Origin of the sequence: Acinetobacter sp. Leaf130 (genome assembly GCF_001423205.1) — a bacterium.
In the GTDB taxonomy this organism is placed as follows: Bacteria; Pseudomonadota; Gammaproteobacteria; order Pseudomonadales; family Moraxellaceae; genus Acinetobacter; species Acinetobacter calcoaceticus.
In genome coordinates this window covers 445,193-459,285 of sequence record NZ_LMOE01000001.1, presented here as the reverse complement: position 1 = coordinate 459,285, position 14,093 = coordinate 445,193, and the positions used below count along the sequence as shown (strand labels likewise).

Annotated in this window: 12 protein-coding genes and 1 tRNA gene; 5 read left to right on the top strand and 8 right to left on the bottom strand. The window is 38.0% G+C overall.

Annotated elements, in window-relative coordinates; genetic code table 11:
• Positions 1 to 59: 59 nt before the first annotated feature.
• The 8 genes from ASF86_RS01995 to ASF86_RS01960 form a co-directional block, all read right to left on the bottom strand.
• Entirely contained in the window at positions 60 to 1,256 is a 1,197-nt protein-coding gene (locus tag ASF86_RS01995) for an HlyD family type I secretion periplasmic adaptor subunit (RefSeq protein WP_005041771.1), read from the bottom strand.
• Positions 1,253 to 3,391 carry a type I secretion system permease/ATPase gene (locus ASF86_RS01990; RefSeq protein WP_005041773.1) on the bottom strand — a complete coding sequence of 713 codons (2,139 nt, stop codon included), beginning with the start codon at positions 3,389 to 3,391 and terminating at the stop codon, positions 1,253 to 1,255. The genes ASF86_RS01995 and ASF86_RS01990 overlap by 4 nt, the downstream gene beginning before the upstream one ends.
• Positions 3,388 to 4,854 (bottom strand): TolC family protein, encoded by a 1,467-nt coding sequence (locus ASF86_RS20220; protein ID WP_056478885.1) that lies wholly within the window; start codon positions 4,852 to 4,854, stop codon positions 3,388 to 3,390. The genes ASF86_RS01990 and ASF86_RS20220 overlap by 4 nt, the downstream gene beginning before the upstream one ends.
• Positions 4,855 to 5,127: 273 nt before the next feature.
• Positions 5,128 to 5,874 carry an LPS export ABC transporter ATP-binding protein gene (lptB, locus tag ASF86_RS01980; protein WP_003650837.1) on the bottom strand — a complete coding sequence of 249 codons (747 nt, stop codon included), beginning with the start codon at positions 5,872 to 5,874 and terminating at the stop codon, positions 5,128 to 5,130.
• Positions 5,874 to 6,422: a lipopolysaccharide transport periplasmic protein LptA gene (gene lptA / locus ASF86_RS01975; RefSeq protein ID WP_005041776.1), complete on the bottom strand. Its 549-nt coding sequence runs from the start codon at positions 6,420 to 6,422 to the stop codon at positions 5,874 to 5,876. The genes lptB and lptA overlap by 1 nt, the downstream gene beginning before the upstream one ends.
• Positions 6,406 to 6,954, bottom strand: a complete 549-nt coding sequence (gene lptC / locus ASF86_RS01970) for an LPS export ABC transporter periplasmic protein LptC (RefSeq protein ID WP_005041778.1) — start codon at positions 6,952 to 6,954, stop codon at positions 6,406 to 6,408. The genes lptA and lptC overlap by 17 nt, the downstream gene beginning before the upstream one ends.
• A gap of 37 nt (positions 6,955 to 6,991) precedes the next feature.
• Entirely contained in the window at positions 6,992 to 7,531 is a 540-nt protein-coding gene (locus ASF86_RS01965; protein ID WP_003650830.1) for a KdsC family phosphatase, read from the bottom strand.
• A gap of 3 nt (positions 7,532 to 7,534) precedes the next feature.
• Positions 7,535 to 8,512 carry a KpsF/GutQ family sugar-phosphate isomerase gene (locus ASF86_RS01960; RefSeq protein ID WP_005047987.1) on the bottom strand — a complete coding sequence of 326 codons (978 nt, stop codon included), beginning with the start codon at positions 8,510 to 8,512 and terminating at the stop codon, positions 7,535 to 7,537.
• A gap of 213 nt (positions 8,513 to 8,725) precedes the next feature.
• Between ASF86_RS01960 and cysS the strand changes: the two genes are divergently transcribed.
• The 5 genes from cysS to ASF86_RS01935 all read left to right on the top strand — a co-directional run bounded on the left by cysS (position 8,726) and on the right by ASF86_RS01935 (position 14,002).
• On the top strand, positions 8,726 to 10,147 hold the full coding sequence (gene cysS, locus ASF86_RS01955) for a cysteine--tRNA ligase (RefSeq protein WP_056478882.1): 1,422 nt from the start codon (positions 8,726 to 8,728) through the stop codon (positions 10,145 to 10,147).
• 63 nt (positions 10,148 to 10,210) lie between these two features.
• A tRNA-Gly gene (locus ASF86_RS01950) sits at positions 10,211 to 10,286 on the top strand.
• A 571-nt stretch (positions 10,287 to 10,857) separates the two neighbouring features.
• Positions 10,858 to 12,168, top strand: a complete 1,311-nt coding sequence (locus ASF86_RS01945; RefSeq protein WP_056478880.1) for a hypothetical protein — start codon at positions 10,858 to 10,860, stop codon at positions 12,166 to 12,168.
• Positions 12,169 to 12,174: 6 nt separating this feature from the next.
• Positions 12,175 to 13,323 carry a DUF262 domain-containing protein gene (locus ASF86_RS01940; RefSeq protein ID WP_056478877.1) on the top strand — a complete coding sequence of 383 codons (1,149 nt, stop codon included), beginning with the start codon at positions 12,175 to 12,177 and terminating at the stop codon, positions 13,321 to 13,323.
• A complete protein-coding gene (locus tag ASF86_RS01935) occupies positions 13,313 to 14,002 on the top strand; it encodes an MAE_28990/MAE_18760 family HEPN-like nuclease (protein WP_056478874.1) in 690 nt (229 codons plus the stop codon). The genes ASF86_RS01940 and ASF86_RS01935 overlap by 11 nt, the downstream gene beginning before the upstream one ends.
• The last annotated feature ends 91 nt before the right edge of the window (positions 14,003 to 14,093 follow it).

Below are 14,093 nucleotides of genomic sequence, written 5' to 3'. Positions count from 1 at the left end.
ACGTGAATTTAATAGAATCAAACCCATAAAAAAAGCCCCGAATCTCGGGGCTTTTTTTATTATCTTTCTCGTAATGCTTCTTTGGCTTTATTAAATGGTTTAAGCAAGTAATCCAGTACTGTTTTTTGACCAGTACGAATATCTACAGTTGCCACCATACCCGGTGTAATACCGTATGCCTTACCTTGTTTATTATAAAGCTTGTCTGAATCGGTTCGGATATAAACACGATAATAGAATTGGTCTTGTTTAACTTCATCACGAATCGTATCTGGAGAAATAACCGTAACCTTTCCTTTTAAGCCACCATAAATTGAGTAGTCATAGGCAGTAATCTTAACCAGTGCTTCTTGTCCCGGTCGAATAAACGCAATGTCACGCGGTAAAATACGCGCTTCAATGAGTAGCTGTTCATCAATCGGTACAATGGTCATCAACTTACCGTTTTGCGGAATAACACCGCCATGGGTAGTGACCGCAATTTCTTTTACAACACCACGTACTGGTGCTTTAAAAATAGCACGATCTAAGCTGTCAGTACGACCCAGTACGACTTGTTGCTGCGTTTCAATATCGGTATTGGCTTTAGATAACTCTTCACGAGCCTTTACGAAATATTGGTTCTGCGCATCATTCATTTTATTTCTAAGGTCGTTTGCTTCACGGCGTAAACGTAAAACTTCAACCTCACTAGCCGCGCCTTTAGCAACTAACGGTTCAGTCATTGCCAGCTCTTGTTGTACCAGTTGTAAAGCTTGTTTTAAGCCTGCAATGGTCTGTTCTAAATCTGCACGACGAGACCGATATAGCGCTGTTTCTTCATGTACAAGTTTTGGTTCTTTCAGCACAATCTCAGGAAAAACCAAGGGCGTACCGTTTACTTCGGCACGCAAACGTGAAGCTGTTGCCTGAGCAGAAATAAGCAAAGATCTTGATTCACCGACATTCGATGCAAAACGGGTTGGATCTAATTGTGCAAGAATTTCGCCTTTTTGAACAATATCGCCTTCTTGTACATTCAGCTTGGTTAAAATACCGCCTTCTAACGACTGGATGACCTGCTCTTTAGACGATGGGACCACTTTACCTGTGCCTGTAGAAACTTCTTCAAGTTTAAATACCCATGCCCAGATAAAGAAAATAACTAAACCAATCCCCACAATCCAGATCACTAAACTGGCACGTGGTAATGGTGGCTCACTATAAGAGACATTCATTGAACGGGTGAGTTCTTGTTCTTGTTGTGGCTCGCTCATGAATTACCTCCTTGCACTTGTTTTTGTTGGGCTGTTGATTGATTAAGGACCTGATCTCTTGGACCATCCATCACGATTTTGCCTTCGTTAACGACAATAATACGGTCCACCAGTTCTAAAACAGCGCGGCGGTGAGTCGCAACCACCAAGGTTCGATGGGCCAGCCATCCTTTTAAATGATCAATCAGTTGTTTCTCTGCCACATCATCAATCGCTGCTGTCGGTTCATCCAGCAATAAAATGTTGGGTTGACGAATCAATAGACGGGCCAATAACAATGCTTGTTTCTGACCACCCGAGAAACCAACCCCACCTTCTAGAATCAGGTGATCGAGTCCTTCTTTTTTCTCTTGAACAAAAGGTAATGCACCTGTCACAACTAGAGCCCGAAGAATATCTTCATCCGTTGCAAGTGGCGCGCCTAAAGTGAGGTTCTCACGAATCGTACCGTAGAAAAGTTGTGCATTCTGGTTGAGTAAACCCATATCACGACGTACATCAGATGGGTCAATTAAAGAAAGATCCAGACCATCTAAATGCACTGCACCTTGAGTTGGGACTTGCATGCCAGATAGAAGCTGAAGCAGGGTCGATTTACCAGCCCCATTGCGCCCCAGAATTGCAATTTTTTCACCAGCACGAATTTTTAAATGACGAATTGCCAAACTTGGTTTCGGGTCTTCTTCTCCATATTGGAATAAGACATTTTTTAATTCGTAATCGCCATTTAAAGCAGCTTTATGTACCAGATGTGAATGGTCAGCCTGATCGATCGGACGTTGCATGAGTTCATCCAGACTTTGTTTAGCAACTTTCGCCTGCTGTAAACGTCCTAAAACGCCAGTAATTTGTGCAATCGGCCCTAACATTCGTGAAGATAAAATTGAACAGGCCACTAAAGCACCCGTAGTCATTTCACCTTCCATTACCGCAAAACATCCTACCAAAACCACAATCGCATAGGTCAGACCCTGAAGCATTTGGGTCCATGCCATTAAAGTACCAACAATTTTACGCTGTCTCATACCGATATCGGCTGAAACTTCATTCATGTGGTTCCACTGGTTTTGGAAACGCGATTCTGCACGCAACAACTTGATATCTTCAATACCCTGCACCGCTTCAACCAGAATCGCATTACGAATTGAAGATTCTCTCATACCCTCTTGTGCGAGTTGCGCTAGCTTCTTCTGTGCCAGAATACCCGGCAAAAGCATAAGCGGTACAACCAGCAACATCACCCAAAACAGCTTTCCGCCAATAATGGCAAAAATTACCAGGAACAGGAAAAAGAATGGAAAATCGGCAATTGCACTAATGGTGGTAGAGGTCACCAGTTCACGAACACCTTCAAGCTCACGAATCTGCGAAATAAAACTACCTGTAGACTTTGAACGATCTTTATTTTTGATTCGTAAGGCATGACCAAATACACGATCAGAAACACGCAAGTCGGCACGTTTACCAATAATGTCAGATAAATACACCCGTGATATACGTAAGGTAAACTCAAAAATAGCAGCAATGAGTACACCACCTGCCAGAACCCATAAAGTCGGGATGGACTGTGATGGAACAACGCGGTCATAGACTTGCATTGAGAAAATAATGGTTGCCAGTGCCAATACATTGGCAATGAGTGAGGCAAACATAATATCAACGTAGCGCTTCCAGTCTCTTAGAACAATTGACCAGAACCAGCTTGCTTCATAGGGTTTGATATATTCATCAATACGCGCATCGGGAATAGAGCTTTCAGGACGCAGAATATAGACATTCTTAATCGTATTTTTTAAGACATCTAGGCTTAAATTTTGAGAAAGGCCATGGTCTCCACTAAACTGGATACTGACATTACCTTGGGTATCGGCTTTATCAATAATGCCGACCTGTCCGTCATGAAACTCGACCATAACAGGTAGGCGCCACGGGTTCAGCAGCTCTAAAGAAAACGGTACTTTACGTAAATTTAGTCCAACCTGACGTGTAATGAGCTGTAAAACATCATCAAGATTTTGATTCTGGTTCCAGTCAAGTTGTAAACGGATTCTTTCTTCTGAAGGCTCAATTCGATAATGTTTAGCAATCGTTAAGACCGCCTGTAACCAGGGCTGGTAGTTTATTTTTGTCATCATGGTTGTACTTCGAACCCCTGAATTGAAATATTATTTAAGTCATAAGCTTGGCGGGAACGTCCTGTTGCCGAGATGTATTGCACAATACTGTTATAGATGTCATAACGTGCCGTTTCGAGTTCTGAATTGGCACTATGAATGGCCTGCTCTGCATTCAATAAATCGACCAATGAGCGTGTACCAAGTTTGTACTGCTCTTGATAAAGTTCACGTGTACGAACCGTAGTGGCTTGACGATTGGTCAGCACCTGCATTTGGCGTTGTTTATTTTCAATTTGTTCACGGCTGGTTCTGATCTGATCGAGAACATCCATATAGACTGAATTGACTTTAGACTTTGCAGCTTCTTCTGCATAACTCGCCATTTTAACCTGAGAAGAAACTGCCCCACCTTGATAAAACTGACTGGTGGCTTCAAGCATGACCGAGCTATATAAACCATCGTCTTCATCATTGTTTGGGTTTCTACCATTAATGGCCTGACTCACCGAGCCTTTTACCGCCAAAGTTGGATAACGTGTTAAACGGGTCTGTTCCTTTTGCGCTTTGGCTACTTCGATGCCCGCTTGTGCAGCGATCATTTTTGGGATGGTATTGAATTCAGGTTCACCATATAAATCGGACACTTTCACCAAATCATCTGAAATAATCCAACCTGTTCGTGAAACATCTCCACCTAGTAATGTTCTTAAATGTTGCTGGTACTGACGTAATAAAGATTGCTGTGCAATCAAACCAGACTGTGCAGCTTGTAAATAAGACTGAGCTTGGATGGGGTCAGCTTGGCTACTAATACCAGCATTTGCACGTAAATTAGCGATTTCCTGAATTCGCTGAATCCCGGCAATTTGCTGCTCGGCAATTTTATTTAATTGGAGATAGCGCTGAATATTGATAATCGACTGAGCCACATCAAGCGCAATATCGTCAATGCTGACCAGCACATTGGCCTGCTCGACTTGGAGCTTGGCCTTCTCAACCGATACACCTGATTTGACTTTACCAAAATCATAAAGCATTTGAGTTGCGTTTAAAGTCAATAACTGCCGACCACGTTCACCACTACTCAAGTCACCTGTGGTAATACCACCAGAAATTTGAGGATAATAACCCGCCTTCGCAACATCAATACCCGCGTTTTGGCCAGCTAAAGTTGAAATGGCTTGGGAAATATCAGGATTACGCTGGATTGCGATTCTCACCGCTTCCTGCAGAGTCATTTTCCTTGATGGCAGATTTGAATAAGATGAAGCTGCTCTATCATTGAGTTGAACAGTCGGAAACTCCTGCACTCTAGAACGATCTAGCTTAAAATTACTCAACTCTTGCATCTTGGCAACTTTAAATTCATCACTACTTTTAGGGGCAAAAAGTTGTGATAAGTTGTCTTTTAGGGTGTGATATTGCTCACTGGGTTTAGCAGCATATATCACGACAGGTACATGCAATGAAGTTAAAAGCATCAACCCTTTCAGGAAAGCCGGCTTTTTACATGTCCTTTCTACTTTTCTTTGGTTATATCCAATCATGCTTGTCTTGTTGATCTTGTTTGTTATCGTTTAAAAGCTTTTACATTCTACATAGTTTTTTGCATAAAGAAGCATAATTACTTGAATAATTTACACATTACTCTTTCATCAACTGAGCAATTTAAATTATTGTTTTTAATAAATAAATATAAAAAAACTAAAAAGAGGCATTGACCTCTTTTTAGACAAATAGATTAACCATTTTATTTAAACTGTAAAATCGTCACCTAAGTAGACTTTACGGACTTGTTCGTTATCCAGAATTTCTTGTGGTGTACCTTCGGCAATGACAGCCCCTTCACTGACAATATATGCACGTTCACAAATTGCCAGAGTTTCACGTACGTTATGGTCAGTAATAAGTACACCAATACCACGATCTTTCAAAGTCTGAATGATATCTTTAATATCACCAACCGAGATTGGGTCAACGCCAGCAAATGGCTCATCAAGTAACATAAATTTAGGATCAGCAGCCAACGCACGTGCAATTTCAGCACGGCGGCGTTCACCACCAGACACACTCATTCCCAATGAATCTTTAATATGACTGATTTTAAAATCATTTAATAATTCAGTAAGACGTTGTTGGCGCTGTTGCTTATTTAAGTCTTTGCGTGTTTCTAAAATGGACATAATATTTTCAGCAATGGTCAGCTTTCTAAAGATAGAAGCTTCTTGCGGAAGATATCCGATTCCTTTACGTGCCCGTTCATGCATTGCCAAATCGGACATATCAAGATCATCAAGGTGAATTTCACCTTTATCCATACGCACTAGCCCTACAACCATATAGAAGCTTGTTGTTTTTCCTGCACCGTTAGGGCCAAGCAAACCAACAATCTGTCCACTTTGCATACTAAAAGATACGTCTTTGACGACCCAACGCTTACTATAGTTTTTTCCTAAGTGCTTAATACACAAAGTTTGGGGTTGTTGAAGAGCTTGTTGCATTAGTCACGCGCTCCTGGAAAGCTTTTTGAACTTGATGGCGGAATAATAATTTGCACACGATTTGACGATGAGCCTTGAGCTTCAACATCACCTTTGTTCATACTATATTTCAATGAGTTACCACGAATACTTGAACCATCTTGATATAAATATGCACCACCAGTCAATGTAATAATGCCCGTATCTGCATTATAAACAATAGTCTGTCCTTCACCACGTGCCACGCCCTTATCAGCACTTATTTGTTGCTGAAATTTAGACGGTCTACCCTTAGCAGTAATCGTTTGAATTTCACGTTTAGAGTTTAACGTAGCAACAATTGAGTCGGCTTGAAGCTTCATCGTGCCTTGCTCAATCACGACATTGCCGGTATAGGTCGTCAAACCGGTTTTTTCGTTATAAGTTGCACGGTCTGCCACTAATGAAATTTGTTGACCACGGTCAGACGGTAACGCAAAAGTCGAAGCTGATGATAAAGCAACGAATGTAATTACCGCAGCTTGTTTTAGGAAAGCTGAAGAACGTTTTAAATTAAGACTTTGGTGCATACTTTCCTCGAACATTAAAAAATTCGTACTGACCGTTATTCAAATTGGCTTTTAATCCTTTGCTGACAAAGTCGGCTTGTGGAGAATGAACAATCACTTGATGATCAGTTTCAATTTCCCTGGTCTTTGGATATCCAGTTAATTCATCGGTCTGGAATTCAATTTTTCCCTGTGGAGCCAGTTTAGTGGCTACCACATCACCCGATAATATAACTTTACGGTTATCATCATAGCCATTCGCCTGCTTCGCAAAGAACGTTGCATCAACTTTGCCATCTTTATACATAGATGCATTAAGTTGATCCAACTTTGATGTTTTTTGTTGCATATCCTGTTCAAGCTGACGAACTTCAGCACGAATATACAAATTGCCTTGATCATCAGTTTGAGTCAAATGGACGCCCCGCGCCGAATATGTCATATTCTTCGCAGAACCAATGTCTAGTTTTTTTGCCTTGCCACTATAGTAGTAGTAACCACCACTTATAGCAGCAACAACTACAGCAACAATAGATAAAACTCTGGTATCCATGAGCAGGAATAGCCTACCTTTTTAAGTAATCTTATTATTAATGCGGTACTGCAAGATATTTTTCAAGAAGTTCTTGGTAAATGCCTTTTGCGATCAGCAACATATCACAGACTTCTCGTACAGCACCACGTCCACCCATCGATTGGGTAACTAAATGCGCACGACGACGCACTTCTTCATGACCATTTGGCACAGTGACGCTCATTCCTGCGATTGCAAAAGCAGATAAATCAGGCCAGTCATCGCCCATATATAAGCAATCAGATGGCAAAATATTAAACTGTGCACAAGCTTCACGTAGCGCAGAACCTTTGTCCTCACGCCCTTGAAAAACGAGATCTACGCCTAAATCAGACATACGTTTTTCAACGATATTACTTTTTCGGCCTGTAATAATGATGATTTTCATGCCCGCTTGCTGCGCAAGTTTCATACCTAAACCATCACGAATATCAAACGATTTAATCTCATCGCCACTATTCGTTAAAGTTACAAAACCATCACTCAAAATACCATCAACATCCAGAACCAATGCCTGTAAATGACGTGCTTGTTCTAACAATGCATAAGATGCCATTGATTAATTTACCCCTGCCTGAATAAGGTCATGCATACTAATTACACCAATCACTTTATTTTGGTCATCCACCACAACAAATTGACTGATTTTTTTCAGGTTAAGCTGTTGTAGAGCTTCTACCGCACGTGCTTCTTGAGAAATAGTTGACGGTTTTTTTGTCATTACTTCAGAAACAGGTAAATTCACATCGAAACCTTGCTGTTTATCAATTAAACGACGTAAGTCACCGTCGGTGAAAATACCAAGCAAATGTTCTTGTTCATCTACAATCGTGGTCAAGCCTAAACGCTTATTAGAAATTTCGTAAAGCACTTGATTCATTGGTGTGTCTGGTGAAACTTTTGGCAATTCTTCGCCAGTGTGCATCAGATGTTTTACATGTAAAAGTAAACGCTTACCCAATGCTCCTGCAGGATGCGAGCGAGCAAAATCATCTGCGGTAAAACCACGAGCTTCAAGTAAAGCAACAGCCAGTGCATCACCCAATACCAAAGTTGCTGTCGTGCTCGATGTCGGAGCTAACCCTAATGGACATGCTTCGTCCGACTCACCTAAAGTTAAAGCGATGTCGGCATTTTGAGGCATTGGCCCTTTATCGGTACGGCTAATGGTAATAAGAGGCACGCCAAGATGTTTGATGAGTGGCATCAACATCATGATTTCATCACTTTTTCCAGAATTGGAAATCGCAATTAAAACGTCACCGCGAACCAGCATACCCAAATCACCATGCCCAGCTTCGCCTGGATGCATAAAGAAAGATGGTGTACCGGTTGAGGCAAAAGTCGCAGCCATTTTACGGCCAATATGCCCTGACTTACCCATGCCAGTAATCACAACACGGCCTTTACACTGTAACAATATTTCACAAGCCTGATTAAAACTGTCATTAATTTGTGTTGCTAACACGTCTAAGGCTTGCTGCTCAATACGCAATGTTGCTAATGCGCTGCTTTGAAAATCTGTAGGATTGGGCATACGAGTTTGACTCAAAATAATTGATCTGATCTCTTGTGAAGATCGGTGATTTTAATCAAAAGATTTGGGGGCATTCTAACATAACTCAATCATTTACACGTTTTTAAATGTATAAGATTTCACAAGCTTATAAAATTCTTGTATAAAACTTTGTGAAAAATGATGCATCAGTTATGATGTAACACTGTTTTTGTTGAGTGTTTGAAAACCCTTATGCAACCGTTTGTTTTATATAACTCTGAGCAACGAAAAAAAGTTGAATTTGTACCTCGCAAAGAAGGTCACATCGATATGTACGTCTGCGGTATGACCGTTTACGATTACTGTCATATCGGGCATGCTCGAGTTATGGTTGCATTTGACTACATTATACGTTTCTTACGTAGTCAAGGCTGGAGTGTTCGTTATATTCGCAACATTACTGACATTGACGACAAAATTATTAAACGTGCGAATGAAAATGGTGAAACCATTCAGCAGCTCACCACTCGTTTCATTGATGCAATGAACGAAGATGCAGCCAACCTAGGCTGTGCTGCACCCGATGAAGCACCTAAAGCGACCGAATATATTGATCAGATGCAAAATATGATTGGCAATCTGGTCAATAAAGGCTCTGCTTACCCTGCTTCAAACGGCGATGTTTATTTTGAAGTTACCAAATTTGAAAAATATGGTCGTCTCTCTGGACGCAAGCTTGATGACATGCAAGCTGGCGCAAGTGAACGTGTCGATGTCGAAGTTGAAAAGAAACATCCGTTTGACTTTGTACTTTGGAAACATGCCAAAGAAAATGAACCATCGTGGGCGTCACCTTGGGGCAATGGTCGTCCGGGTTGGCACATTGAATGTTCAGCTATGTCGACTTGCTGCCTAGGCAATCACTTTGACATTCATGGTGGTGGTTCAGATTTAATGTTCCCTCACCATGAAAATGAAATTGCACAAAGTGAAGCGTCAACTGGCGAACAATATGTGAACTACTGGATGCATGTTGGCTTCATTAACGTTGATGGTGAAAAGATGTCTAAGTCTTTAGGCAACTTCTTTACTATTCGTGATGTGATGGAGAAATTCCACCCTGAAGTGATTCGCTACTTTATTGTGTCTTCACATTATCGTAGTCCTGTGAACTTCTCTGATGTGGCATTGAAAGAAGCAAAAACTTCTTTAACTCGCTTCTATCATTCATTTAAAGCCTATCAACAAGTGTATGGTCAAACGACAACTGAAACGCTTGATCAAAACTTTATTGAACGCTTTAACAATGCAATGTGTGATGACTTCAATACTGCTGAAGCAATGGCGGTATTGTTTGAACTGAACAAAGAGTTAAACCGTGCTGTAAAAGAAGAGCAAGCTGACCAAGCAACTGCGCTTTATTCAACGTTACGTCACCTCACCAACATTTTAGGTTTGGTACAACACGATGTAGATGCTTTCTTAAAATCAGATATTGGACAAGAAGCTCTTGCTTTGTCTGATGCTGAAATTGAAGATTTCATTCAACAACGTGTTGATGCGAAAAAAGCAAAAGATTTTGCTAAAGCAGACGGTATTCGTCAGTCTTTACTCGACCAAGGTGTTGTATTAGAAGACACTCGCCAAGGGACAGTTTGGCGTCGTGCTGATTAAATGTTCAATTAAATCACAAGAGTGTTGACACTTTAGTGAAACACTCTATAATGTGCTCACATTGCGGGAATAGCTCAGTTGGTAGAGCATAACCTTGCCAAGGTTGGGGTCGCGAGTTCGAGTCTCGTTTCCCGCTCCAAAATTTAAAAACCACTTAATTCGAAAGGATTAGGTGGTTTTTTTATTGTCTAGTGGTTAGCTTTGACTAGACAAAATTGACATTAAAGAAAGGCTTTATATTCTGCTGTCCCCCTCTTTGTTGGCTAAATTTCGACTATCAATCTTAGGATGAAATGAGTTTTATATAATTTATTAGCAGATGAAAATATGGGACTACGGCAGAGTTCGCCCCACCTGCTTTAACTTTGAAAATGACAAAATAATTATAGTTTAAATATTATTTAATAATGGATATTTTCAGAACTCAAACCAAATGTTAAAGTATGTAACTGGACTTTCAAATAAATGATTTAAAAACAGGTGATTTGGTTATCGTTGCAAGCGTCGAGAAAAACGAAAGTAACTTTCAAGAAATTGAATGTAAAAAAGCAACGGTATGTATTTAGAACCTTTAAATCCGAAATGGCAAGAAAAGATAACCCCTCTTCGTGAAGGATGCAAATTGTTAGGTAAAGTTGTTGAGCTGTACCGCTATGTTTGAGCTATAATTGCATAGCTTTTATAATGATAGGTTGCTATTGGTACACTTAATGAATTATGACGTACATTCTTTAGAGATTTCAAATCCAAAGTTAAAACCTTCAAAAAAAGGTTCACAGTCTGATTCGGCTTTATTTTCCTACTATGCAGGTTTTTCTGAAAGTTTTACTATAAGTTTATTAGATCAGTTATCTAACAAGAAGGAACAATTAACTATTTTTGATCCTTGGAATGGTAGCGGTACAACCACTTTTTCTGCTTACAAACTTGGTCATGATGCGATCGGTAGTGATTTAAATCCCGTAATGCTAATTGTGGCAAAAGCAAGACTCATCAATCGTTTGGATTTAGGTAGTTTAGAAGCTATTTGCCAGACAATTTTCTACAATTCTTTGAACGGAAAATTAGAGTTAAATTTAGAGACTGATCCTTTAAATGTATGGTTTAAAGAGGAAAGTACAAACTTTATAAGAAAAGTTGAGAATGCGATTAATCATAATTTTATTGATTTTAATAAATATTCTGATTTAACTAATAAATCAACGATTAATAAATTAAGCACAATCGGTGCTTTTATTTATGTAATACTTTTTAAAACTGTAAAGACATTATTAAAATCATTTGTTCCATCAAATCCTACATGGATAAAAAAACCAAAGTCTAGCGAAGATAGGATTTATGTTAATGAAAAACAAATTATAAATGTTTTTTTCGAAATTCTTCACAATACAATCAAGGTACACTCTTTTAATGATTATTTACACACTAATTCAACTATAAACTTATATCTAAATAATTCAAATTCACTCACTCAAGAAAATAAAAGTATTGATATTATTCTTACATCCCCACCTTATTGCACTCGTATTGACTATGCTATTGCAACATCAGTAGAGCTTGCGATAATAAGAAATACTAATATCCGCTTATTAAGAGAAAATTTAACTGGCAATTCAACTATAAAAAAGAAAAATATTGAACCCAATTTACTATGGGGTGAAACTTGTAATAACTTTCTTCAAAATGTCAAAAGTCATTCTTCCGTAGCCTCTTCTACTTATTACTATAAAAATCATTTACAATATTTTGATGATATTTATAAATCTATTGAGCAAATATCCCGAGTATTAAAACCTGAAGGTTTATTTATTCCAGTTGTACAAAATTCATTTTATAAAGAAATAAATAATGATCTTGCAAAAATTATTAATGAAATGTCTGAAAATTTTGGCCTCTCCTTAATCAGAGAAGAAATATTTCCAGCTAAAATTAATATGTCATCGATTAACTCCAAGTCATCTAAATATCTTTCTAAAAAATCAATTATAGAATCTGTTCTTATTTTTAAAAAATGTGGGTAAGGTAAAATGAACGATACTTCAATTCCAAATCTGATTAATGAGATTGATGAAAATTTAAAAAACGTCCATACACAAAGCTTAGATATATCATTTAATGAGCTATTAGATATGGTTGTTAATGGAGAGTTAGATATTTCTCCAGATTATCAACGCGTTTTCCGTTGGTCACATGGGGCCCAGTCTCGATTTATTGAATCATTATTATTAGAAATGCCTGTTCCACCAATATATGTAGTTGAAATCGAAGATAATAAAAAATTATTAATCGACGGCTTACAGCGCTTGTCTTCATATTTACATTTTAGAGGTGCACTGAATGCTCCAGAAGAGCCGATTGGTATTAAGTTAGGAGAAAAACTAGTTCTTACCGACTGTGATATTGTTGAATCACTTAATGGTAAGACTTATGACGATTTAGGTACTGCCCTGCAAATAAAATTAAAAAGAAGCTTTGTTAGAGTAGAAGTTGTAAGAAAATCAAGTAATCAAAAATTTAAATATCATATGTTTAAACGCTTGAATACAGGTGGAACATTACTTACTGATCAGCAGATGCGTAATTGTACTATTAGATTATTAGATGACAAGTTCAATGATTTTATTATTGAATTATCAAAAAATGATAACTTTAAAAAGACGATTGAAAACTTAAGTGATGAACAGATTCTTGGAGCATATGATCAAGAATTAGTTTTAAGGTTTTTTACTTTTAAAAATAATGGCCAAGCCTTTAAACATGATATTCGTGACTTTATGACAGAATATATGGAGCAAGTTTCGGACCCTGATCATCCTCGTGAGTTTGACTACGAAGTACAAAAAAATATATTTAATAAAACATTTGAAGTTTTATCAAAAACATTAGGTGAACAAAGTTTTAGCCGTACCAATTCCTCTCGAAATGACTTACAGAAAAAATTTATTGTTTATCAATTCGAATCTTTTACTTTAGGTTTGCAAAAATATTTAAACCAATTAGATGTTTCAACTCTTGAAAAGTGTCAAAAACTTATAACACTGTTTAGAGAAATCAAATTTCATCAAGAATTTATTACTCTCACTACAGGTGGCGGAAAAAATACACCAAAAGCTTTAAATGAAAGAGTTAGTTTTGTCGAAAGCAAAATTGAAGAGTTCTTAAGCAATGGATATTAATATCTTTAGAAGCGAATTAGAAACCGATTGGGAATGGCGCATTGAAGAACTTAGGCTACTCAAAAACTTAAGTTCATCTCTCCCTGAGGATAAAGCCGATATCTATCGACGCTCTCTTGTAGTCTTCCTTTACGCTCATTTCGAAGGTTTTTTCCAATTTGCTTTAACACATTATGTGAAAACCATTAATGACCAAAATATTCCTTGTTCTATAGCCAATACACATCTTATTAGTGCCACACTAACAAGTGTTTTTAAAGCGTTACGAGATGATAATGCAAAATGTGATTTTTTTAGATCTGATGCACCAGATGATAATAAATTACATCGTTTTTTTCGTGAAACACAATTTATAGAAAACTCATCAAATATTTTATCTCGTATTGTTACTATTGAAATGACCAGTATTGATTTGGAGTCTAATTTAAGCCCTGTCGTTGTTAAAAAGAATTTATATAAGTTAGGCTTACCTTATCAATTAGATAAAGAAGTTGAAGGCCATCTTTTAAAATTAAAAAATATTCGTAATAAAATTGCTCATGGTGAAAGAAAAGATGGAGTATCAGCAAAAGATTATGAAGGTTTTGAAAGCTCAGTCATGAGAACGATTACCTTAACTATGTCTATTTTAACTTTAGCTTGCAATGATAAATTATATCTACAAGAAGCTTATCGCTGAGATTAAAATACTTATTATATCAATGAATTAAACATACCCAACTATCTAATTACTATAAATTATTTATAGTTCCGATTGATACTCAACTTGT

What these genes read in the sequence shown, in the direction of transcription:
- ASF86_RS01995 (WP_005041771.1), bottom strand. Translation starts at nt 1,256, where the DNA reads ATGAGCGAGCCACAACAAGAACAAGAACTCACCCGTTCAATGAATGTC.
- ASF86_RS01990 (WP_005041773.1), bottom strand. Translation starts at nt 3,391, where the DNA reads ATGATGACAAAAATAAACTACCAGCCCTGGTTACAGGCGGTCTTAACG.
- ASF86_RS20220 (WP_056478885.1), bottom strand. Translation starts at nt 4,854, where the DNA reads ATGCTTTTAACTTCATTGCATGTACCTGTCGTGATATATGCTGCTAAA.
- lptB (WP_003650837.1), bottom strand. Translation starts at nt 5,874, where the DNA reads ATGCAACAAGCTCTTCAACAACCCCAAACTTTGTGTATTAAGCACTTA.
- lptA (WP_005041776.1), bottom strand. Translation starts at nt 6,422, where the DNA reads ATGCACCAAAGTCTTAATTTAAAACGTTCTTCAGCTTTCCTAAAACAA.
- lptC (WP_005041778.1), bottom strand. Translation starts at nt 6,954, where the DNA reads ATGGATACCAGAGTTTTATCTATTGTTGCTGTAGTTGTTGCTGCTATA.
- ASF86_RS01965 (WP_003650830.1), bottom strand. Translation starts at nt 7,531, where the DNA reads ATGGCATCTTATGCATTGTTAGAACAAGCACGTCATTTACAGGCATTG.
- ASF86_RS01960 (WP_005047987.1), bottom strand. Translation starts at nt 8,512, where the DNA reads ATGCCCAATCCTACAGATTTTCAAAGCAGCGCATTAGCAACATTGCGT.
- cysS (WP_056478882.1), top strand. Translation starts at nt 8,726, where the DNA reads ATGCAACCGTTTGTTTTATATAACTCTGAGCAACGAAAAAAAGTTGAA.
- ASF86_RS01945 (WP_056478880.1), top strand. Translation starts at nt 10,858, where the DNA reads ATGAATTATGACGTACATTCTTTAGAGATTTCAAATCCAAAGTTAAAA.
- ASF86_RS01940 (WP_056478877.1), top strand. Translation starts at nt 12,175, where the DNA reads ATGAACGATACTTCAATTCCAAATCTGATTAATGAGATTGATGAAAAT.
- ASF86_RS01935 (WP_056478874.1), top strand. Translation starts at nt 13,313, where the DNA reads ATGGATATTAATATCTTTAGAAGCGAATTAGAAACCGATTGGGAATGG.